We start from the raw sequence: 23,293 nt of genomic DNA on the forward strand, positions 1-23,293 counted from the left end.
GTAACAGTATAAAAAGCAGAGAGGAAAGAACAGTATGGATATGATTCAGAAACTCACAGAAGAGCTGGAAGTAAAGAAATGGCAGGTAGAGGCAGCAGTCAGACTGATCGATGAGGGAAATACGATTCCGTTTATTGCGCGGTACCGGAAAGAGGCAACCGGCTCTCTGAATGATGAGCAGCTTAGAAGTTTACATGAGCGGCTGATATATTTACGCAATCTTGAGGAGAAGAAGGAGCAGGTACTCGCTTCAATCGAGGAGCAGGGGAAATTGACAGAAGAACTGAGAGTGCAGATTATAAATGCCCAGACGCTTGTTGCTGTGGAAGATCTGTACCGACCATATCGGCCAAAAAGGCGGACAAGGGCGACCATTGCAAAGGAGAAAGGACTGGAACCGCTGGCGACACTTCTGATGCTGCAAAAGATACAAAAGCCTTTGGAAGAAGAGGCGCAAAAATATATTTCTGCAGAAAAAGAAGTACATACAGTGGAAGAGGCCATTGCAGGTGCAAAAGACATCCTTGCGGAGACAGTTTCTGATGAGGCAGATTACCGGAGTTTTATTCGGAATCTTACGGTGAAAGAAGGAAAGATGATTTCTTCGGCAAAAGATGATAGTGTGCAGTCTGTCTACGAAATGTACTATTCTTTTGAAGAACCAGTCAGCAGGCTGGCAGGACACCGGATCCTTGCACTGAATCGTGGAGAGAAGGAAAAGATTCTGAACGTGAAGATTGAAGCGCCGGAGGAGAAGATTCTGCGGTATCTTGAGAAGAAAATCATTGTTTCCGAAAATCCATATACGTCAGAATATTTAAAAGAAGTGGCAGAAGACAGCTACAAACGACTGATTGCTCCGGCAATTGAGCGGGAGATCCGGAGTAGCCTGACAGAAAAGGCAGAGGATAGTGCCATCACAGTATTTGGAAAAAATCTGGAACAACTTCTAATGCAGCCGCCGATCGTTGGACAGGTTGTGCTTGGATGGGATCCGGCATTTCGGACCGGATGTAAGTTGGCTGTTGTAGATGAGACTGGAAAGGTACTAGATACGACGGTAATCTATCCGACTGCCCCGACGACACCACAGAAGATCCAGGCGGCAAAGGATACGTTAAAGAAGCTGATCCGCAAGTACCATATTACGCTGATCTCTGTCGGAAATGGTACGGCATCGCGGGAATCGGAGATGATCCTTGTCGAACTGTTAAAGGAGATCCCGGAGAAAGTACAGTATGTGATCGTCAATGAGGCGGGCGCTTCTGTCTATTCTGCAAGCAAGCTGGCGACAGAGGAATTTCCGAATTTTGATGTGGGACAGAGAAGTGCGGCATCCATCGCTAGAAGGCTGCAGGATCCGCTTGCAGAACTTGTGAAGATTGATCCGAAGTCAATCGGTGTCGGACAATATCAGCATGATATGAACCAGAAGAAATTGAGCGAGGCGCTTTCTGGAGTGGTAGAATCCTGTGTCAACCGGGTAGGAGTAGATTTAAATACTGCATCGGCACCGCTTCTCTCTTATATTTCCGGAATCAGCAGTGCAATCGCAAAAAACATTGTGGCGTACAGAGAGGAACATGGGAAATTCCAGTCAAGAAAGGAACTGCTAAAAGTTGCAAAGCTTGGACCGAAAGCATTCGAACAGTGTGCCGGATTTCTCAAGATTACAGATGGGAAAAATCCGCTGGATGCGACAAGCGTTCACCCGGAGTCTTATGAGGCGGCGGAAAAACTTTTAAAACAGCAGGGATTTTCAACGGAAGAGATCCGCAGAGGGGGACTTCAGGGACTTTCTAAAACAATCAGAAATGAAAAGAAGCTGGCAGAAGAGCTTGGAATCGGAGAGATCACCCTTCAGGATATTGTAAAAGAACTGGAGAAACCGGGCAGAGATCCTCGTGAGGAGATGCCAAAACCAATTCTTAGAACGGATGTGCTGGAAATGAAAGATTTGACGGAGGGGATGGTCTTAAAAGGAACCGTACGAAATGTGATTGATTTCGGCGTGTTTGTGGATATCGGAGTACATCAGGATGGACTTGTGCATATTTCGCAGATTACCGATAAGAAATTTATCAAACATCCACTGGAGGCAGTGAGTGTCGGTGACATTGTCGATGTCAAAGTCATGAGTGTCGATGTACAGAAAAAGCGGATCCAGTTAACGATGAAAGGGATTTAGAAGAAAAAGGAACAAGGAGGAAGCGGCATGGCGAAATATGTAATGGCGCTGGATGCTGGGACAACAAGCAATCGCTGTATTCTTTTTAACGAAAAAGGACAGATATGCAGTATGGCACAGAAGGAGTTTACACAGTATTTTCCGAAGCCAGGATGGGTGGAGCATGATGCCAATGAGATCTGGTCCTCCCAATTGGGAGTGGCAGTGGAAGCAATGACAAAGATTGGAGCAACTGCGGAAGATATTGCAGCGATTGGAATTACCAATCAAAGGGAAACTGCGATTGTGTGGGACAAAAAGACTGGGGAACCGATCGGACATGCAATCGTCTGGCAGTGCAGAAGAACATCCAGGTACTGTGATAAGTTGAAAGAAAAGGGACTTACAGAATCATTCCGGGAGAAGACGGGACTGATGATCGATGCTTATTTTTCGGGGACAAAGGTAAAGTGGATGTTGGATCACATCGAAGGGGCCCGAGAGCGGGCAGAGCAAGGAGAATTGCTGTTTGGGACAGTGGAGACATGGCTGATTTGGAAACTTACGAAAGGGCGTGTGCATGTCAGCGATTATTCGAATGCTTCCCGTACTATGCTGTTTAACATCAAAGAGCTGAAATGGGATGATGATATATTAGAAGAGCTTCAGATTCCAAAAAGTATGCTTCCAAAGGTGTGTCCATCCAGTGAAATCTACGGCTATGCAGATGCAAGCTATTTTGGAGGGAAAATCCCAATCAGCGGAGCGGCAGGCGATCAACAGGCAGCGCTTTTTGGGCAGACCTGTTTCCATGCAGGGGAAGCAAAAAATACATATGGAACCGGGTGTTTCCTTCTGATGAATACAGGGACAGAACCGGTGTATTCTGACCACGGTCTTGTGACGACGATCGCATGGGGACTGGATGGTAAGGTGACGTATGCACTGGAAGGCTCTATATTTGTAGCAGGAGCTGCGATCCAGTGGCTGCGGGATGAGATGAAGCTGATAGATTCTGCGAAAGATTCGGAATATCTTGCCCAGAGAGTGGAAGACACGAACGGCTGTTACGTCGTGCCGGCATTTACCGGGCTGGGAGCTCCGCACTGGGATCAGTATGCCAGAGGTGCGATCGTAGGATTGACAAGAGGTGTGAATCGATATCATATTATCCGGGCGACATTAGAGTCTATTGCGTATCAGGTAAATGACGTTGTGCATGCAATGCAGGCAGATTCGGGAATTTCGCTGAGTACACTCAATGTTGACGGAGGTGCCAGTGCAAATGATTTTCTGATGCAGGTACAGGCGGATATCTGCAATGCCCCGGTCAATCGACCGGAATGCGTAGAGACAACGGCAATGGGAGCGGCATATCTTGCCGGGCTGGCCGTTGGATACTGGAAGGACAAAGAAGACGTCGGAAAGAATTGGGCGATTGATAAGGTGTTCTATCCAAAATTAAAGGAAAATGAACGGGAAGAAAAAATTCATGGCTGGGAGAAGGCTGTAAAACGCTCTTTTGGATGGGAAGAAGAGGAGTAAAACAGTAAAGATACACGCAGATGTGGGACTGAGAAAAGAGAGGGAAGAACAGATGAAAAAAAGGAGTTGGGTAATCGCGCTGTGTATAGCGCTTTTGACAGTGCTGCTTCCTGCAGGGCAGGTGGAAGCGCAGCAGGTGGAGGAAGAAGAAAAGAAAAAATCCGGAAAACGTGCGATCGATGTAGCGAGGGAAAGTGGCTATCAGTTGGACGATCGTTATCAGCCGGCAGGTTCTATCATTACAGAGATCCATACCGGGCAGATTTTGTGGGAGGAGAATAAAGATGTTTCCTGGGCTCCGGCCAGTATGACAAAATTGATGACAATTTTGCTCGCATATGATGCGATGGAGGAAGGAAAATTTGAAAAGGACATGCAGGTAGCGGTGAATGAAAAGTATGTAGATATCGCCGGAAGGTATGTGCTCAGCAACAATGTGATGCAGATGGGAGCAACCTATACGGTGGGAGAATTGATCGATCTGATCATTGTCCCATCTTCGGCGGCAGCCACGTATATGCTTGCAGATTTAGTGGAGCCGGATCCGGATAAATTTGTAGCGCTGATGAATCAGAAAGCAAAAGAGATTGGGATGACGCATACTACTTATTACAATTGTGTTGGTGTCACAAATGACCTGCTGTATCCGTATGCTCCGAAAAATCTACCGGCAGATGCAGATAATGTGACTTCCCCACAAGATTACGCACTGCTGTGCAGTTATTTTGTAAAGACTTACCCGGATATATTGACACATACGAGTTCTCCAGAAATTGTAGTGAAAGAAGGTACCCCGTATGAAGAACATTTTAAGTCGTATCAGATTTCTCTGGAAGGGGCAAAGTATGGTCTGAAAGGGACAGATGGGTTGAAAACTGGTTCCAGCGGAAGAGCAGGGTTTAATTATTCCTCTACTGCAAAACGTCAGGATACGAGGCTTGTGGAAATTGTGATGGGGGTTTCGGACTGGACAGACCAGACCGGAGAAGAACTTCGTCATCTTGTTGGGAATGCAATTATGGAACAGGCATTTGAGAAATACGAGTATCGAAAGGTTCTGCCAAAAGGAACACATCAGATTGGAAAAGAGAAAATTGTAACAAAGAAAGACCTGTGGGACTGTGTGCCAAAAGAAGAAAAAATAAAGTTTAAGATGGAAGATGGCAAAGTATTTGTTGATCTTGAACGGCAGTATCTTCCGGGATACGCAGCGCCTTCCGTTACCTATCAGCAGAAACAGATAGTTTCGGAAGCGAAAAGCGGACTGGGCGCGATTGGAAAAGGAATACTCGCAGTATTGCTTGCCGGAGGTGTTGCACTTGTAGGAAGAATCGCATATGTGGATGCGGTCAGAAAGAAGAGACGAAGACGGAGAAGGAAATAGGTCTTGCACAATTTTTAAAACCGTCGTATAATAGGCGATATGAAAAAGAATAGGAAAATTCTTCGGGGTAGGGTGCAAGTCCCAACCGGCGGTAAAGTCCGCGACCTGCCTGGGAACAGGTGGCTGAACTGGTGAGATTCCAGTACCGACAGTATAGTCTGGATGAGAGAAGAATCATTTGATCGCAAATCAGATCGTGTGATAGCGGATAGATTTTTGCGCGAGAATCAAAGTTCCCCCGGAAGTTATTTCGGGGGAATTTTTACTTTGCAGGAAATGTAGGTGCAATTCTTTCACCTTTTGGGGTATGGAGGAAAGCTGATCAAAGATTTCCGGAAGATTTTCTTTCTTTTAAATTTTAGAAAAAGAAGGAGAGAAGAAAAATGAGTACAAATGTAGCAGAGAAGACAAAGGTGAACACAAGGACGCTTGTTCAGATTGGGATGTTATCGGCACTTGCAATTATTTTGATGCAGTTTGAGATTCCGCTCCCATTCGCACCGGCGTTCTATAAGATTGATTTCAGTGAGGTTCCAGTGTTGATCGGATGTTTTTCGATGGGACCGTTTGCGGGGGTTTTAATCGAATTGATCAAGGTGATCCTAAATGTTGCAATCAAAGGAACGATGACGATGGGGATCGGAGATGCAGCAAATTTCCTGATTGGATGTGCATTCTGCGTTCCAGCGGCGCTGATCTATCAGAAAAAGCGTACGAAGAGTGGAGCGGTGACGGGGATGGTAGTTGGAACTGTGATCATGACTATTCTCGGATGTGTTCTGAATGCTTATATTTTGCTTCCGGTGTATGCAAAAGCATTTGAGATGCCCTTGGATGCTCTGGTATCGATGGGCACAGAGGTAAATGGTGCGATCACTGGTCTGATGACCTTTGTCCTTTTTGCAGTGGCACCGTTTAATTTGCTGAAAGGGATTTTGGTATCTTTGATCGTATTTTTTGTCTATAAGAAAATCCGGCAAGTGTTATTGTAAGGAAAAGGGTGGTATGTTATAATTTTATAACATACCATTTTGCGTATGAGACAGAAAAAGTAATGGAGGGATTAAGCAATGTCAGTGAAAATGGATGTTCAGATGACACCGAGAGCAATGTATGACTTTTTGCTGTATCACACATACAGCCATCTCAGTGGGCTGATCGGAGCGATTTTTGGAGTTGTTGTACTTGGACTTGGAATCCGGGCGATGGCACAGGGAGATTATACCGCAGGTATGATGTTTTTCTTTTTTGCCGCAGTTTTTCTTGTTATGACACCTCTCACACTGAAGTCAAAGGCGAAGGCGCAGGTAAAGACAACGCCGATGTTCCAAAAGCCAATCACATATGAGTTGACCGAAGAAGGAATCACCATTTCCCAGGAAGATCAGCAGACAGAGGTGAAATGGGAAGAATTTCAGAAGGCAGTTTCTACGAACCGGACATTGATTCTTTATATCACGCGGGTACGTGCGCTTGTTTTTCCGAAGGAAGCGCTAGGAGAGCAGTATACAGCAGCTGTGCAGATGATCTCAACACATATGGCGCCGGCGAAAGTGAAGATCCGTCAGGTACGGTAAGAGGGAAAAGGAAGGAAAACTATGGTAATAGAGACAAGAAGTCCGAAGGAGACGTTTGAGTTTGGGAAAAAAATCGGAGAACTGGCAAAAGCAGGAGAGATCTATACACTGATTGGCGATCTGGGCGTGGGGAAGACTGTATTTACGCAGGGATTGGCAAGAGGGCTTCAGATTGAAGAGGCGATTAGCAGCCCGACATTCACAATCGTACAGGTATATGAGGAGGGAAGGCTTCCGTTTTATCATTTTGACGTATATCGGATTGGGGATATTGAGGAAATGGAAGAGATCGGATATGAAGATTACTTCTATGGTCAAGGAGTATCTCTGATTGAGTGGTCAAATCTGATTGAAGAGATCTTGCCACAGAGACGGACAGAGATTACTATTGAGAAAGATCTGGATCAAGGGTTTGATTTCCGACGGATTACGGTAAGAGAACTTGGAGTATAGGAACGAGAGAAAAAAGAAGTTGGAAAAGAGGTTGCGTTAGAAATAGTGACCTTTCTAAAACAGATGATAGACAATGAAAAAGAAAGAAGTGAAACTATGCGGATATTGGCATTAGACAGTTCTGGTTTGGTGGCGTCAGTGGCAGTTGTAGAGGAAGAACAGACAATTGCGGAATACACAGTGAATTATAAGAAGACTCATTCACAGACGCTGCTTCCAATGCTGGATGAAATCGTAAAAATGACAGAGATGAATCTTGGTGAGATTGATGCAATCGCAGTGGCGGGAGGACCTGGGTCCTTTACCGGGCTGCGAATTGGATCGGCGACGGCGAAAGGACTTGGACTCGCGTTAAAAAAGCCGTTGATCCATATTCCTACGGTGGATGGACTTGCTTATAACTTATATGGAAATGAAGGGGTGATCTGCCCAATCATGGATGCAAGGAGAAATCAGGTTTATACCGGAATTTATCGTTTCCGGGAGGAATTTGTAGTAGAAGAGCCGCAGATGGCGATAGAAATATCAGCTCTTGCAGAGAAATTGAATGAACGAGGAGAGCGGGTGACATTTTTAGGGGACGGTGTTCCGGTATACAAAGAACAGTTAGAGCAACTTTTGCATGTTCCGGTAAGATTTGCCCCATCTCATATGAATCGGCAGCGGGCAGCAGCTGTTGGGACACTTGCAGTTCAGTATTGGAAAGAAGGAAAGATAGAACGTGCGGAGGATCATCAGCCGGATTATCTTAGAATGTCACAGGCGGAACGCGAGCGTTTAGAGCGAGAAGAGAAGGAGCAGCAGGGAAAATGATCATTCGAGGAATGAAAGAATCCGACATCATGCCGCTATATGCGCTGGAGGAGCAATGTTTTTGCCCATCCGATCGGTGGAGTATGGCGGACATTAGAAAGGCATATGAGCTGGAGCATTTTTTTGTCCTTGTGGCAGAAGAAGCAGAGGAGATCTGCGGATATTGCATTGTCTATGCGGTGATGGATAGTGCGGATATTGGGAAAATAGCGGTGGCTCCCAAAGCGCGTGGAAAAGGAATTGCAGGAAATTTGTTGGAACATTTATGGAAAGTTTGTGCTGAGAGAGGAATCAAGGATGTGATTCTTGAAGTGCGGGCAAGCAATGATGCTGCGAGGTGCCTGTATACAAAGTATGGATTCGAGACGATTTCCCTGCGGAAGGATTATTATAAAGAACCTATGGAACATGGATTGACTATGCAAAAGAACCTATCTGAATAGGGGTTGGGGCATTGTAAGAACATGGAAAAAAAGGAAACAGTTCCCGCTAGGAATCTGTTTTAAAAATCAATATAATAAAGGCGTGACAACAAGAAAAAAGAAGGATTTTTCATAGGAGGAATTGTATGCGCCAATATAAAAAAGTTGAGACGACGGAATTAGATAAAGTATTTTGCAACAAATGTGGAAAAGAAATTCTCAGAGAGGCAGATTTCCTCCATGTAGAGAAGCGCTGGGGATATTTCTCGGGAAAAGATAACGAAGTACACGAGTTTGATCTCTGCGAAGAGTGTTACGATGCATGGATTTCAGACTTTTCGATTCCGGTAGAGAAGAAATAATAGAAGGAGAATCACATGTTAGATGTTTGTCTTCTCGGAACGGGCGGGATGATGCCACTGCCTTATCGGTGGCTGACTGCTCTGATGACGAGATTTAATGGAAGTAGTCTGCTGATCGACTGTGGAGAAGGGACGCAGATTGCGATCAAAGAGAAAGGCTGGAGCTTTAAGCCGATTGATGTGATTTGTTTTACTCATTATCACGGAGATCACATCAGTGGACTGCCGGGGCTTTTGCTTACAATGGGAAATGCAGACAGAAGAGAACCGTTGACGTTAATAGGACCGAAAGGGCTTGAGCGTGTTGTGAGCGCTCTTCGCGTCATTGCGCCGGAACTTCCATTTCCGATCATATACAAAGAAATTGAAGGACCAGAGCAGACTTTTGAATTAAATGGATATCGTCTGAAAGCGTTTCGTGTCAATCATAATGTGCTTTGTTACGGGTATACACTGGAGATTGACCGTGCTGGAAAATTTGATGTAACAAGAGCGATGGATCATGCGATTCCAAAGCAATATTGGAAGCATTTGCAAAAAGGTGAGACGATTGAGCATGAAGGAAATGTATTTACCCCGGATATGGTGCTGGGTGCTCCGCGCCGTGGAATCAAACTTACCTATACGACAGATACAAGGCCGACAGACTCGATTCGTGTGAATGCGAAACATTCCGATCTGTTTATTTGTGAAGGAATGTACGGGGAGAAAGAAAAGGCATGCAAGGCGGTAGAATATAAGCATATGACATTTTACGAAGCGGCGCAGCTTGCAAAAGAGGCCGAGGTAAAGGAAATGTGGCTGACACATTACAGTCCGTCTCTGACGCGCCCGGAATTTTTTATAGAGGAAGTGCAAAAAATTTTTCCGCAGGCAAAAGCCGGCAGCGACAGTATGTCTGTGGAACTGGATTTTCCAGAAGAGGAGTAAGAAGATGAAAGAAAAAGAAATCACAATACTGGCAATAGAAAGTTCTTGTGATGAGACAGCGGCAGCAGTCGTGCGGGGAGGAAGAGAAATCCTCTCCAATGTCATTTCATCACAGATTGAATTACATAAATTATATGGAGGGGTTGTTCCGGAGATTGCATCCAGAAAGCATATTGAGAAGATCAATCAGGTGATTGAGGAAGCGTTGAAAGAAGCAGGGGTAACATTGGATGAAATCGATGCAATCGGAGTCACTTATGGACCGGGGCTTGTAGGAGCGCTGCTTGTCGGGGTTGCAGAGGCTAAGGCGATTGCATATGCAAAAGGACTTCCTTTGGTGGGAGTACATCATATCGAGGGACATATTTCTGCAAATTATATTGAAAATAAAGACTTAGAGCCTCCATTTGTATGTCTTGTAGTATCGGGAGGACATACACATCTGGTTCGTGTGAAAGATTATGGAACTTATGAAATTATCGGAAGAACAAGAGACGATGCCGCGGGCGAAGCATTTGATAAAGTGGCGCGGGCAATTGGGCTTGGATATCCGGGTGGACCGAAGATAGATAAGTTGTCTAAGGAGGGAAATCCGGAAGCGATTGTCTTTCCGAAAGCACATATGAGTGATTCGCCGTATGATTTTAGTTTCAGTGGTGTGAAATCGGCGGTATTGAATTATATCAATGGCTGTCAGATGAAAGGGGAAAGTTATTCTCAGGCGGACATCGCAGCATCTTTCCAGAAAGCGGTGACAGATGTACTTGTAGAAAATGCGATGAAAGCAGTGGATGAGTTTGGATTAAAAAAATTTGCGATTGCTGGTGGGGTAGCATCGAATAGCGCCCTCAGAGCTGCGATGCAGGAAGCGTGTGATAAGAAAGGAGTCAAATTCTATCATCCATCACCAATTTACTGCACGGACAATGCAGCAATGATAGGAGTTGCAGCTTATTATGAGTACCTGGCGGGAACAAGACATGGATGGGATCTAAATGCTGTGCCGAATTTGAAACTGGGAGAACGGTAGACTCTGGTTGTCAGTAGGGAAAAGAGATTCGGGAAAGGATGTGCAATGCCAGATGAAGCAGAAAAAGGACAAACGAGAAAAAAAATGTACGGCGATCGTGTTGGCAGCCGGGAGTGGAAGCCGGATGGGGACGGCGATTCAGAAGCAGTATTTAGAATTAGAAGGAAAGCCGGTGTTGTATTATTGCTTGCATGTATTCCAGGAGTCCAGATATATTGATGAGATCGTTCTTGTCACAGGAGAACGTGAAATAGACTATTGCAGAGAAAAGATTGTACAACAATATGGTTTTGACAAGGTGGTACAGATAGTGGCGGGAGGGAAAGAACGCTATGAGTCTGTGTACCATGGATTAAAATATGTGGAAGATGGAATTGTGTTCATCCATGATGGGGCAAGACCGTTTGTGGATGAAGAAATGGTAGAGCGGGCATACGAATGTGTTTTGAGAGATCAGGCGTGTGTCGTAGGTATGCCTGTGAAAGATACAATTAAAATTGCAGATCAGAATCAGTATGCTGTTCAGACGCCGGACAGGGCATATGTCTGGCAAGTGCAGACACCTCAGGTATTTGATGCAAAACTGGTGCGTACTGCTTATGAAAAATTAATCCAGAGTGGATGGGAGAAGGCGACAGATGATGCGATGGTTGTCGAAAGAATGACAGAACATCCAGTCAAGCTTGTTTTCGGTTCTTATGAAAATATAAAAATTACAACGCCGGAAGATCTGGAAATTGCAGGCCTTTTTCTCAGGAGGAGCCTTGTTGATTGTTGTTAAATATACTACACTGACTGTAGCAGTTCTTAAAGAGAAAACCGTTCGATGTGCTGCTCATCAAGGCACTCTTTTGTACATTGACAAGATATGAGATTGCAATACGAAATTCGTGTACTGCGTAAAATCTTAATCGTAAAGACATTATTACTGTATGGCATGGGAAGTTTAGTACCTGATACAGTTACAGATGAGCATATCTTATCCGTAAAGGGTGTTGTCAACCACCCTATGATGTAACGCCACTTTAGATAGCAATATCTTTTGGGGTTAAAAGTCGGAGACGTATGTCGTTCGTACGACTGGGCAGTTACAATCCCATGACCTTTAGGTCGTGGGTAGTTGACATAGCGAGGATCCGGTTGGACAATGGTTTATTACTTACTTCCAGGCGATTTTTAGATATAAAAATGATACCTGAAATCGCCGGAAGGGCAGCGAGATTAAAGGTTCATGTTAGCAGAAAAATTCCCGAAAAATAAAAAAATAAAAAAAGTTTAGAAAAAGTGTTGACAGTTGGAAATATCCGTGATAGAATACATCTTGTCTTCAAGAGATGACAAAAACTTAATAGATGCAGAGGTATCGAAGTGGTCATAACGAGGCGGTCTTGAAAACCGTTTGTCCGAAAGGGCGCGTGGGTTCGAATCCCACCCTCTGCGTTAGGAAAACCACCAATCAATCATCGGTGGTTTTCTTATGCCAAAAGAACGAAAGGCGTTTTGGAGAAATACCCAAGTGGCTGAAGGGGCTCCCCTGGAAAGGGAGTAGATCGTTAATAGCGGTGCGAGGGTTCAAATCCCTCTTTCTCCGTTTACCATAAAGTATCAACAGATAGATGACATGGTGAAAAATTGACAAGTGAAGACGGTATGAAGTTGAAATGTTGAAAATAAAAACAGTTGACAAGTACTGTTGGAAATGTTAATATAAAAAGCACTCAATAGTGTGACAGGAAAACAACAAAAAGCATCGGAGATATGGAATCGAAAAAAGGCTATGAAAGTAGAAAAGAAAAGATTTCAAAAAAAGATGAAAAAGTTGTTGACAAAGATAAAAAGATGTGATAATCTAATATAGCTGTCGCAAGAGAGCGAAACAAACAGAACATTGATAATTAAACAATAGACAACACAACCCTGAAAATTTCGAACAATTGAGAAAATTTCAGAACAGACAGAAATGTCAACCTAAAAACAGTAAAAGGGATAGGATTGCTAGTAGTGATTCTTGACTGGAAACAAACACTTTTAACGAGAGTTTGATCCTGGCTCAGGATGAACGCTGGCGGCGTGCTTAACACATGCAAGTCGAACGAAGCACTTGAATGGAATTCTTCGGAAGGAAGCTCAAGTGACTGAGTGGCGGACGGGTGAGTAACGCGTGGGTAACCTGCCTCATACAGGGGGATAACAGTTAGAAATGACTGCTAATACCGCATAAGCACACGTGATCGCATGATCGAGTGTGAAAAACTCCGGTGGTATGAGATGGACCCGCGTCTGATTAGCTAGTTGGTGGGGTAATGGCCCACCAAGGCGACGATCAGTAGCCGGCCTGAGAGGGTGAACGGCCACATTGGGACTGAGACACGGCCCAAACTCCTACGGGAGGCAGCAGTGGGGAATATTGCACAATGGGGGAAACCCTGATGCAGCGACGCCGCGTGAAGGATGAAGTATTTCGGTATGTAAACTTCTATCAGCAGGGAAGAAAATGACGGTACCTGACTAAGAAGCCCCGGCTAACTACGTGCCAGCAGCCGCGGTAATACGTAGGGGGCAAGCGTTATCCGGATTTACTGGGTGTAAAGGGAGCGTAGACGGCAGTGCAAGTCTGAAGTGAAAGCCCGGGGCTCAACCCCGGGACTGCTTTGGAAACTGTGCAGCTAGAGTGTCGGAGAGGCAAGCGGAATTCCTAGTGTAGCGGTGAAATGCGTAGATATTAGGAGGAACACCAGTGGCGAAGGCGGCTTGCTGGACGATGACTGACGTTGAGGCTCGAAAGCGTGGGGAGCAAACAGGATTAGATACCCTGGTAGTCCACGCCGTAAACGATGACTACTAGGTGTCGGGGAGCAAAGCTCTTCGGTGCCGCAGCCAACGCAATAAGTAGTCCACCTGGGGAGTACGTTCGCAAGAATGAAACTCAAAGGAATTGACGGGGACCCGCACAAGCGGTGGAGCATGTGGTTTAATTCGAAGCAACGCGAAGAACCTTACCTGCTCTTGACATCCCTCTGACCGCTCTTTAATCGGAGCTTTCCTTCGGGACAGAGGAGACAGGTGGTGCATGGTTGTCGTCAGCTCGTGTCGTGAGATGTTGGGTTAAGTCCCGCAACGAGCGCAACCCCTATCTTCAGTAGCCAGCGGCAAGGCCGGGCACTCTGGAGAGACTGCCAGGGATAACCTGGAGGAAGGTGGGGATGACGTCAAATCATCATGCCCCTTATGAGCAGGGCTACACACGTGCTACAATGGCGTAAACAAAGGGAAGCAGAGTCGTGAGGCCGAGCAAATCCCAAAAATAACGTCTCAGTTCGGATTGTAGTCTGCAACTCGACTACATGAAGCTGGAATCGCTAGTAATCGCGAATCAGAATGTCGCGGTGAATACGTTCCCGGGTCTTGTACACACCGCCCGTCACACCATGGGAGTCAGTAACGCCCGAAGTCAGTGACCCAACCGCAAGGAGGGAGCTGCCGAAGGTGGGACCGATAACTGGGGTGAAGTCGTAACAAGGTAGCCGTATCGGAAGGTGCGGCTGGATCACCTCCTTTCTAAGGAAGAAAGAAGTAAGGATTGAAAAAAGTCTATTGTTTAGTTATGAGTGTTCTGAAAAGAACGAAAAGCTTCTGGTGGCGATGCGCTGAGGGGAAACACCCGTACCCATCCCGAACACGATGGTTAAGACCTCAGCGGCCGATGGTACTGCACTGGAGACGGTGTGGGAGAGCAGGTGGCTGCCAGATTTATAAAAAAGATACTGGATTTACCAGTGATCAGAAAACTGAAAAGATTTAGCTTTCTGATGACTGATAAAACAGTCAATATCAAAAAAATAGATGCGAACCTCAGGAACTACGTTCCTTCGGTCATGGCATTACATGCCAATGCATGAAAAAGCAATCGTGCTTAGACAAGCAAGCTTGTCACACACAATCGTTTTTCAGGCGCTCGCATCTTTATGTACCTTGAAAATCGCATACAGAAATGAAATGATAAGAAAAATATCAAGACATCCGAGGTGATCATGGAAGCTTGCAAGAGCAGAAATGAGAACTGATTCGAGAAAACGAATAAAAACAACAAACTATTGCCAACGCATATCACGCTAGATATGTGTAGCTAAGTCCATACCCGTGGACGAAGCAAGTTGGTTATGCTAGAAAGAGCGTATGGTGGATGCCTTGGCACTAAGAGCCGATGAAAGACGTGATAAGCTGCGAAAAGCTTCGGGGAGGAGCAAATATCCAATGATCCGGAGATATCTGAATGGGGAAACCCGGCGGAGCAAACCTCCGTCATCTTAACGCCAATACATAACGTTAAGAAGGGAACCCGGTGAACTGAAACATCTAAGTAGCCGGAGGAAGAGAAAGAAACATCGATTCTGTGAGTAGCGGCGAGCGAAAGCGGAAGAGCCCAAACCGGGATGCGTGCATTCCGGGGTTCGGACTGCGTAAGTGATGAGTAAGCCTAGTAGAATGGTTTTGGGAAAGCCAGCCAGAGAGGGTGAAAGCCCCGTACATGAAAGGCGAGCGAGCACGGCAGGATCCAGAGTACCACGAGACACGAGAAACCTTGTGGGAATGAGCGGGGACCACCCCGTAAGGCTAAATACTCCTTAGTGACCGATAGCGCATAGTACTGTGAAGGAAAGGTGAAAAGGACCCCGGGAGGGGAGTGAAAGAGAACCTGAAACCATATGTTTACAAGCTGTGGAACATCTTTATATGATGAACCGCGTACTTTTTGTAGAACGGTCCGGCGAGTTACGCTGGCTGGCAAGGTTAAGGACTGAAGGTCTGGAGCCGAAGGGAAACCAAGTCTGAACAGGGCGTGAAGTCAGTCAGAGTAGACCCGAAACCGGGTGATCTATCCATGTCCAGGTTGAAGTTGCCGTAAAAGGCAATGGAGGACCGAACCCACATCCGTTGAAAAGGGTGGGGATGAGGTGTGGATAGGGGAGAAATTCCAATCGAACCCGGAGATAGCTGGTTCTCCTCGAAATAGCTTTAGGGCTAGCCTCATACGAGTCTTGCGGAGGTAGAGCACTGAATTTCCTAGGGGGCGTCAAAGCTTACCGAAGAATATCAAACTCCGAATGCCGCGTAGATGATGTATGGGAGTCAGACTATACGAGATAAGTTGGATAGTCGAAAGGGAAAGAGCCCAGACCACCAGCTAAGGTCCCAAAATGTGTGTTAAGTGGAAAAGGATGTGGGATTTCGAAGACAACTAGGATGTTGGCTCAGAAGCAGCCATACATTCAAAGAGTGCGTAATAGCTCACTAGTCGAGAGGTCCTGCGCCGAAAATGTCCGGGGCTGAAACACACTACCGAAGCTGTGGAATTGAGTAATCAATTGGTAGAGGAGCATTCTTAAAGGGAAGAAGCTGTACCGGAAGGAGCAGTGGACTTTTAAGAAGAGAGAATGCCGGAATGAGTAGCGAGAGGAAGGTGGGAATCCTTCCGGCCGAATATCTAAGGTTTCCAGAGTAAAGCTGATCTGCTCTGGGTAAGTCGGGGCCTAAGGCGAGGTCGAAAGACGTAGTCGATGGACAACAGGTTGAAATTCCTGTACTATGATATAACAGAACTGTGGGGACACGTGTGGAGAGCGGGAGCCGGGAATGGAAAGCCCGGTGCAAGCGAAGTAGGAGAGGAGTTGGCAAATCCGCTTCTCAATCTGAAGACGTGATGCGGACCGAACTGAGAGTAGGGAAGCCCGTGAGCCATGCGTCAAGAAAAGCCGCTATTGTTTATATCATACCCGTACCGTAAACCGACACAGGTGGATGAGGAGAGAATCCTAAGGCCGACGGGAGAAGCATTGTTAAGGAACTCGGCAAAATGACTCCGTAACTTCGGGAGAAGGAGTGCCAGTGAGAACTGGCCGCAGAGAATTGGCCCAAGCAACTGTTTAGCAAAAACACAGGTCTATGCAAAACCGAAAGGTGAAGTATATGGGCTGACGCCTGCCCGGTGCTGGAAGGTTAAGGGGAGAGGTTAGCGTAAGCGAAGCTTTGAACTTAAGCCCCAGTAAACGGCGGCCGTAACTATAACGGTCCTAAGGTAGCGAAATTCCTTGTCGGGTAAGTTCCGACCCGCACGAAAGGCGTAATGATTTGGGCACTGTCTCGACAATGCACCCGGTGAAATTGAAATACCAGTGAAGATGCTGGTTACCTGCGCCAGGACGGAAAGACCCCATGGAGCTTTACTCCAGCTTGATACTGGGATTCGGTATTGCATGTACAGGATAGGTGGGAGACTGAGAAGTATTTACGCCAGTAGATACAGAGTCGCTGTTGGGATACCACCCTTGCAGTACTGGGTTTCTAACCAGCAGCCGTGACCCGGCTGGGGGACAATGTCAGGTGGGGAGTTTGACTGGGGCGGTCGCCTCCGAAAGGGTATCGGAGGCGCTCAAAGGTTCCCTCAGAATGGTCGGAAACCATTCAAAGAGTGCAAAGGCAGAAGGGAGCTTGACTGCGACACCGACGGGTGGAGCAGGTACGAAAGTAGGACTTAGTGATCCGGTGGTATAAAGTGGGATTGCCATCGCTCAACGGATAAAAGCTACCCTGGGGATAACAGGCTTATCACTCCCAAGAGTTCACATCGACGGAGTGGTTTGGCACCTCGATGTCGGCTCATCGCATCCTGGGGCTGAAGTAGGTCCCAAGGGTTGGGCTGTTCGCCCATTAAAGCGGTACGCGAGCTGGGTTCAGAACGTCGTGAGACAGTTCGGTCCCTATCCGGCGTGGGCGTAGGATATTTGAGAGGAGCTGCCCTTAGTACGAGAGGACCGGGGTGGACTGGCCGCTGGTGTATCTGTTGCACTGCCAAGTGCATGGCAGAGTAGCCAAGCCGGGACGGGATAAACGCTGAAGGCATCTAAGCGTGAAGCCCCCCTCAAGATGAGATATCCCAACGCAAGTTGTAAGACCCCTTGAAGACGACGAGGTAGATAGGACAGAGGTGGAAGTGCAGTAATGTATGGAGCTGACTGTTACTAATCGGTCGAGGGCATAACCAAGTGGTGATAGGAGAATGGATGGAGAGAGAAAAAACTTAGAAAAGTAGTTGACTGTATGTGATTTTGAAGGTATATATAATAGTATATAGGGGATTGGTCAAATGGTATGATAGGAGTCTCCAAAACTTTTGGTGGGAGTTCGATTCTCTCATCCCCTGCTTTGAAAAGCCTTAAGAACAGCGTAGAATTGTTGTTTTAAGGCTTTTTTTATTTTAAATTTTAAAGAGTAGTAATCCCTGCAGGATAATGTATGGAACACAGTTCTAATGAAATAGCTGCACGATAACTCTATGCTTTTTAAACGATTCAACAACCAAAAGAATTTCCCTTAGTGCTTTTTCTTTAGGAACATAGAAATCAGCATCGCCAAGATCCCTAAGAATAAATAGACCAATGCATATAAGAGAAATGCCTTTTCACCTATATCCAAAAACAACCATGTACCAGCCAAAAAGAATAACGCTGTAAGAATTGGTGATGCGCATAATTTTTTTATGTATTTACCAGCATATACTCCGGCACAAATTGCGTAAATAGGGTTCAATGCAAAAAGTAGAATAAGGCAAGTTGCCATTCCGCTGTCATCTTCTAGAAAGGTAACCGCAAGACAAGGCAATCCCAACATAATTCCCCCTGATGCTAGTATCCAAGGTAAAAATTTCTTCATGTGCGCAAGCTCCTTTACCAATTCAATCTTCTTATTGTTTTTACTTCCTATCAAAACGTGTCAATTCCAATGTTGTAAACCGCTATGTATCAAATTCTAAAAGATACATTATATCCGTATCTAAATCATATAGTGCTAAAGAAAAATTGAAGGAACCTCTAAATATATTCGTGTCATCTTTAGTATCTTTGCTGTTTGCATATCTATCATAAAAATAATAATATCCATTCTTAATTTCAGGAATATTTGAAGCATCAGCCAGATTATAATTATAAAAATGATCTTCTTTTTCACCTCCATACATTAAAAGCTGAAGATTCTCTGTCAATGGAAGGATTTTCCATTCCTTTGTATATTCCAATGCTTTTTCTTTATTTTCAGAGCAATCTAATATTAGAACGTAATCTCCATCTCCATGAAAACCTCTGTGACTATCTGTTTCTTTTAAAACCTTAAACTCTTTTTTATTAAAGCCAAAGGTATCTTTAATGAAATGATTCCGTTTTGCTTTTAATATGTAATCAAATAAAAATGGGCTACTTAAAGTGATGATCACCAACAATACAACAACTAGTTTCCAGCGTTTCATAGAACATCTCCTTTCGTTCCTTTTGTCATCGTATTTACTATGTTTCGTTTTTCACAGTATATCATATTTTTCTACAAACATTTCTTAATATTTTTTTATTTTTGCTTTCAGAAGCTCAAATGTGTAATTACTCTGCCTATAAATACTTAGCAGAGTACCACGCCCATAGCATACTTCGCATGAGCGTGGGTGAATGCGGTTAATTTTTGCTTCCTTGGTTTTGAATGTATTTTTGTACAATCATTCTGGTATTATCACCGATGTTTCTTGGTGCTCCACAAATGCCACATTACAAAAAGAAAGGATCTGTATCCGGGTTACATTTTACAAATCAAGATTGTGCAATTCGCGACAACAATGGCAAAATCTATTTGAAGTTTCCACATTTTCATGGCGACTACCTTCCAATTGGTTATGTAAGTGGCTCTTTGAAAGAGGTACGTGTAAGACCTTATTATAGTGATTTCCTTGTAATCTGTGTTTATGAAACTGAGTCAACAGAACCATTACCAGAAAACGGTAATGGTTGCGGCATTGATTTTGGAATTTCAAACATCGTAGCTCTCGTAAGCAATACACAAAAGTGCATGCGCTACAAAGGCGGTGCATTAAAAGCACAAAATCAATGGTATAATAAGCAACGTTCGTACTATCAGTCCATTGCGATGCAAGGACACGAGGCAAAAGAAGCAAAACAACAGGGGGTGTTGAATACCAGGCGTATGGAACAATTGAATCGTAAAAGGAATCAATTCTTTCATGATGCATTGCATAAAATTGCATCTGATGTTGTAAAATTTTGCCTCGAAAATGATATACGAGCTATCGTACTTGGTAAAAATAAGAATTGGAAACAAAACTGTAATCTGGGACACCACAATAACCAGATTTTTGTTCAAATGCCTATCGCAACGCTTAGTTATTGCATCAAATACAAAGCAGAAGAGAATGGCTTATTTGTAATGGAACAAGAAGAATCTTACACACCAAAAGCAAGTCTTGTTGATGGAGATAAAATCCCAGTTGTTGGTATCAGGAAAAACCTTCTTTTTCAGGTAAGCGTGTTAGTGGTAGACTATATTGCACGAAAGAACAGATGCTCATTAATGCCGACTTAAATGGTGCCGGCAATATTTTAAGAAAGCATATTCAACAGCTTTTGAAGGTATAACAGATTATCGCCTCCTAAATAAAATGATTGTAAAAAAATACAATACCATGTATTCCAGCAATGGATAGCAACCCTCATGAGCGGGCTTGTATTTGCGCAAGCGGTACGAAACCACTTCCATTTTTTGTTAGAGAAAATGCAAGTGGTAGTTCATAAAATTTAAATTACAATATATCCCTATAAGAGCTGTTTTTGTATTGTGCCGACTTGACATTCCCCACAGCTAAAGCAAGGGGTCTACGACACATTGGATAATCGTCGTCACCAGACAACAAGCCTATCACACGATTCTCTTCTTATACCTTCACAGTCAAAAAATAATTAAATATTTAATTAAATTTTCGGTGAAAAATATTAAAAAAATATAAATAGTACGAATGGATATTGACATTTTTTGTATAGAAAAATAAAATATTAATTAAACAATTAACTAATTTAGAAAGGAGAGACAGAATGGGAGAGAGTACACAGTTATTGATGTGTCATGTGATGCACCTGTATTTGCAGAGAAGCATTTGTCTGTTTAAGGAGTTAGATATACATCCGGGACAGGCGGGACTTTTGTGGGCATTGAATTGCAAAGATCAAGATCACAGAGGCATGGCACAGAAGGAACTGGCAAAACATATCGGTGTAAAGCCTCCTTCGATTACCGTAATGTTAAAGAAGTTGGAAGCGGAAGCGTATATAGAGAAGAAGCAGGATGAAAATGATCAGAGGATCATGAGAATTTTTCTTACGGAGAAAGGAAAGAATATTGCGGCAAAAATGGAAACTGTGATGGAGCAGTTGGAACAGGAAGCGTTCGCAAATATGAATGAGCAGGAAGTAATGCTTTTTCGCAGACTCTTGCTTCAGATGAGAGACAATTTAAAGAGTGCAGGCAGAAAGGAAGATTAAAATGGGAAAATTATTTAAATTTATGAAGCCGTATGCAGCAACCATTCTGATGATTGTTGTGTTTCTTGTACTTCAGGCTTACTGTGACTTGTCGTTGCCGGGATATACATCAGACATTGTAAATGTCGGTATCCAGCAGGGCGGAATTGACACGGCGATACCAGAACAGATTTCTGTGGAAGATATAGACAGATTATTTTTGTTTGTTTCTGAGAAGGATCAGAAGACGGTTCTAGACGCGTATGAAAGAGATACAGATACTTATGAGTCTGAGGCATATGTGCTGAAGGATGGAATTTTGAAGAATGAGAAGAGAACAGATAAAATCGGGGCAATCTTAAGTAAACCGATGATGCTTGTGACTGTGTTTTCATCAGACAGTGAGGAGACAAAGGAAATGACAGATGCGATGTTTGCCAGTCTCCCAAAAGAAATGTTAAGCGAAGACATAACAGTTTTTGATGTGCTTGGCATGATGCCAGAAGAACAGCGGGCGCAGATGGTGACTCAGATTGGAGAGAAGGTCGATGAGATGCCGGAGACGATGTTGGAACAGGCGGCGACCATTTATCTCAAAGAAGCATATAAAAACTTGGGAATGGATACAGATAAGATTCAGACCGGTTATATGTTGCGCACAGGAGGAAAAATGCTGGCGCTTGCTGCGGTTGGAATGATTGTCAGTATGATTGTTGGATTCCTGGCATCCAAAGTAGGTGCTTCGACAGGGCGAGATCTGCGAGGAAAAGTATTCCGTAAGGTGGTAGAATTTTCAAATGGAGAATTTGACAAGTTTTCAACTGCATCATTGATTACGAGAAGCACAAATGATATACAGCAGATTCAGATGCTGACGGTGATGATTTTGCGAATGGTACTTTATGCACCGATCATGGGAATGGGAGGTGTATTCAAAGTATTCCATACGAATGTGTCTATGTCTTGGATCATCGGGCTTGCAGTTGTCCTGATTGCGATGGTCGTAATGGTCTTATTTGTTGTAGCAATGCCGAAATTTAAGATCTTGCAAAATCTGGTAGACCGATTAAATCTTGTTACAAGAGAAATTCTTACTGGATTGTCTGTTATCCGTGCGTTCAGTACAGAAAAGCATGAGGAAGAGCGATTTGATCAGGCAAACAAAGATTTGACAAAGACAAACTTATTTGTCAATCGTGCTATGACCTTTATGATGCCGACGATGATGCTGATCATGAATGCAATCTCAATCCTGATTGTATGGGTAGGTGCAAATGGAATTAACGATGGTCAGATGCAAGTTGGAGATATGATGGCATTTATTCAATATACAATGCAGATTATTATGGCATTCTTGATGATCTGTATGATCTCAATCATGCTTCCGAGAGCGGCGGTTTCTGCAACGCGTGTGGATGAAGTGTTGACAAGTACAACGCTGATCAATGATCCGAAGCAGCCGAAACATCTGAAAGAAGGCAAGGGGATGGTAGAATTTAACCACGTATCGTTCCGGTATCCGGGTGCGGAGGAAGATGTGCTGCATGATATTTCCTTTACAGCAAAACCGGGTGAGACGACAGCGATCATCGGAAGTACCGGAAGTGGTAAATCTACAATGGTAAATCTGATTCCAAGATTTTATGATGTGACAGAAGGAAAAATTACGATTGATGGGGAAGATATCCGAAATGTAACACAGCATGAGTTGAGAGACCAGCTTGGCTATGTGCCGCAGAAAGGAGTTCTGTTCTCAGGAACCATTGCAAGCAACATTTTGTATGGGAATCCAGACGGAAGTGAAGAGACGATGATGGAGGCTGCAAAGGTGGCTCAGGCAGCAGAATTCATTGAGGAGAAGCCAAAATGTTACGACAGCAGAATCTCCCAGGGCGGAGGAAATGTTTCTGGTGGACAGAAACAACGTTTATCGATTGCAAGGGCAATTGCGAAAGATCCAAAGATATTTATTTTTGACGATAGTTTTTCTGCTTTGGACTATAAGACCGATGTAACATTGCGGAAAGCATTAAAAGAACATACTGTGAACAGCACAGTCATCATTGTTGCACAAAGAATCAGCACGATCCTCCATGCAGATCAGATTATTGTTCTGGATGAAGGAAAGGTTGCGGGAATTGGAACGCATAAAGAATTGCTGAAAAATTGTGATGTATATTATCAGATTGCGGCATCTCAGTTATCGGAAAAAGAACTGGAACGAGATCTTAATCAGGATGAACAGGAAGGGGGCAGATAGG

At 44.3% G+C, this 23,293-nt stretch carries 17 protein-coding genes, 3 tRNA genes, 3 rRNA genes and 1 riboswitch; of the genes, 21 read left to right on the top strand and 2 right to left on the bottom strand.

The window, feature by feature from the left end:
- Positions 1-34 precede the first annotated feature (34 nt).
- From ACGG81_RS03210 to ACGG81_RS03295, 18 genes are all read left to right on the top strand, one after another.
- Entirely contained in the window at positions 35-2,188 is a 2,154-nt protein-coding gene (locus tag ACGG81_RS03210; protein WP_390109560.1) for a Tex family protein, read from the top strand.
- 27 nt (positions 2,189-2,215) lie between these two features.
- Positions 2,216-3,712, top strand: coding sequence for a glycerol kinase GlpK (gene glpK, locus ACGG81_RS03215; protein WP_120092509.1), 1,497 nt, complete (start codon positions 2,216-2,218; stop codon positions 3,710-3,712).
- 52 nt (positions 3,713-3,764) lie between these two features.
- Positions 3,765-5,096, top strand: a complete 1,332-nt coding sequence (locus ACGG81_RS03220) for a DUF1958 domain-containing protein (RefSeq protein WP_390109562.1) — start codon at positions 3,765-3,767, stop codon at positions 5,094-5,096.
- Between the two features lie 54 nt (positions 5,097-5,150).
- A riboswitch (FMN riboswitch) is annotated at positions 5,151-5,274 on the top strand.
- A gap of 205 nt (positions 5,275-5,479) precedes the next feature.
- Positions 5,480-6,088 carry an ECF transporter S component gene (locus ACGG81_RS03225; protein ID WP_008976584.1) on the top strand — a complete coding sequence of 203 codons (609 nt, stop codon included), beginning with the start codon at positions 5,480-5,482 and terminating at the stop codon, positions 6,086-6,088.
- A gap of 78 nt (positions 6,089-6,166) precedes the next feature.
- Positions 6,167-6,673 (top strand): YcxB family protein, encoded by a 507-nt coding sequence (locus tag ACGG81_RS03230; protein ID WP_009263017.1) that lies wholly within the window; start codon positions 6,167-6,169, stop codon positions 6,671-6,673.
- 21 nt (positions 6,674-6,694) lie between these two features.
- A complete protein-coding gene (tsaE, locus tag ACGG81_RS03235) occupies positions 6,695-7,126 on the top strand; it encodes a tRNA (adenosine(37)-N6)-threonylcarbamoyltransferase complex ATPase subunit type 1 TsaE (RefSeq protein WP_008976581.1) in 432 nt (143 codons plus the stop codon).
- Positions 7,127-7,222: 96 nt separating this feature from the next.
- Positions 7,223-7,939 carry a tRNA (adenosine(37)-N6)-threonylcarbamoyltransferase complex dimerization subunit type 1 TsaB gene (gene tsaB / locus ACGG81_RS03240; protein ID WP_390109566.1) on the top strand — a complete coding sequence of 239 codons (717 nt, stop codon included), beginning with the start codon at positions 7,223-7,225 and terminating at the stop codon, positions 7,937-7,939.
- Positions 7,936-8,382, top strand: a complete 447-nt coding sequence (rimI, locus tag ACGG81_RS03245; RefSeq protein WP_009263014.1) for a ribosomal protein S18-alanine N-acetyltransferase — start codon at positions 7,936-7,938, stop codon at positions 8,380-8,382. Before tsaB ends, rimI begins: the two co-directional genes overlap by 4 nt.
- A 125-nt stretch (positions 8,383-8,507) precedes the next feature.
- On the top strand, positions 8,508-8,723 hold the full coding sequence (locus ACGG81_RS03250) for a hypothetical protein (protein ID WP_008976578.1): 216 nt from the start codon (positions 8,508-8,510) through the stop codon (positions 8,721-8,723).
- Positions 8,724-8,738: 15 nt separating this feature from the next.
- Positions 8,739-9,653 carry a ribonuclease Z gene (locus tag ACGG81_RS03255; protein ID WP_120092517.1) on the top strand — a complete coding sequence of 305 codons (915 nt, stop codon included), beginning with the start codon at positions 8,739-8,741 and terminating at the stop codon, positions 9,651-9,653.
- 4 nt (positions 9,654-9,657) lie between these two features.
- The gene (tsaD, locus tag ACGG81_RS03260) at positions 9,658-10,683 is read left to right on the top strand and encodes a tRNA (adenosine(37)-N6)-threonylcarbamoyltransferase complex transferase subunit TsaD (protein ID WP_008976576.1); all 1,026 of its coding nucleotides are present in this window, start codon (positions 9,658-9,660) and stop codon (positions 10,681-10,683) included.
- A gap of 52 nt (positions 10,684-10,735) precedes the next feature.
- A complete protein-coding gene (ispD, locus tag ACGG81_RS03265) occupies positions 10,736-11,464 on the top strand; it encodes a 2-C-methyl-D-erythritol 4-phosphate cytidylyltransferase (RefSeq protein WP_117578045.1) in 729 nt (242 codons plus the stop codon).
- A 573-nt stretch (positions 11,465-12,037) separates the two neighbouring features.
- Positions 12,038-12,123, top strand: a tRNA-Ser gene (locus ACGG81_RS03270).
- A gap of 62 nt (positions 12,124-12,185) precedes the next feature.
- A tRNA-Ser gene (locus ACGG81_RS03275) sits at positions 12,186-12,274 on the top strand.
- A 436-nt stretch (positions 12,275-12,710) separates the two neighbouring features.
- Positions 12,711-14,241: ribosomal RNA gene (locus ACGG81_RS03280) — 16S ribosomal RNA — on the top strand.
- A gap of 74 nt (positions 14,242-14,315) precedes the next feature.
- A 5S ribosomal RNA gene (rrf, locus tag ACGG81_RS03285) occupies positions 14,316-14,433 on the top strand.
- A gap of 406 nt (positions 14,434-14,839) precedes the next feature.
- Positions 14,840-17,726: ribosomal RNA gene (locus tag ACGG81_RS03290) — 23S ribosomal RNA — on the top strand.
- The 16S, 23S and 5S rRNA genes sit together here with 3 tRNA genes alongside, the layout of an rRNA operon.
- A gap of 87 nt (positions 17,727-17,813) precedes the next feature.
- Positions 17,814-17,884: transfer RNA gene (locus ACGG81_RS03295), tRNA-Trp, on the top strand.
- Between the two features lie 170 nt (positions 17,885-18,054).
- Here the strand turns inward: ACGG81_RS03295 and ACGG81_RS03300 are convergent.
- The gene (locus tag ACGG81_RS03300) at positions 18,055-18,393 is read right to left on the bottom strand and encodes a hypothetical protein (RefSeq protein ID WP_390109572.1); all 339 of its coding nucleotides are present in this window, start codon (positions 18,391-18,393) and stop codon (positions 18,055-18,057) included.
- 82 nt (positions 18,394-18,475) lie between these two features.
- Positions 18,476-18,982 carry a hypothetical protein gene (locus ACGG81_RS03305; RefSeq protein WP_009263010.1) on the bottom strand — a complete coding sequence of 169 codons (507 nt, stop codon included), beginning with the start codon at positions 18,980-18,982 and terminating at the stop codon, positions 18,476-18,478.
- Positions 18,983-19,263: 281 nt separating this feature from the next.
- Between ACGG81_RS03305 and ACGG81_RS03310 the strand changes: the two genes are divergently transcribed.
- From ACGG81_RS03310 to ACGG81_RS03320, 3 genes are all read left to right on the top strand, one after another.
- Positions 19,264-20,100 carry an RNA-guided endonuclease InsQ/TnpB family protein gene (locus tag ACGG81_RS03310; protein WP_390109575.1) on the top strand — a complete coding sequence of 279 codons (837 nt, stop codon included), beginning with the start codon at positions 19,264-19,266 and terminating at the stop codon, positions 20,098-20,100.
- Between the two features lie 506 nt (positions 20,101-20,606).
- A complete protein-coding gene (locus ACGG81_RS03315; protein ID WP_008976563.1) occupies positions 20,607-21,053 on the top strand; it encodes a MarR family winged helix-turn-helix transcriptional regulator in 447 nt (148 codons plus the stop codon).
- A gap of 1 nt (position 21,054) precedes the next feature.
- Positions 21,055-23,292, top strand: coding sequence for an ABC transporter ATP-binding protein (locus ACGG81_RS03320; protein WP_390109578.1), 2,238 nt, complete (start codon positions 21,055-21,057; stop codon positions 23,290-23,292).
- The last annotated feature ends 1 nt before the right edge of the window (position 23,293 follow it).

The organism is Faecalimonas umbilicata (assembly GCF_042846195.1).
GTDB lineage: Bacteria > Bacillota > Clostridia > Lachnospirales > Lachnospiraceae > Faecalimonas > Faecalimonas umbilicata.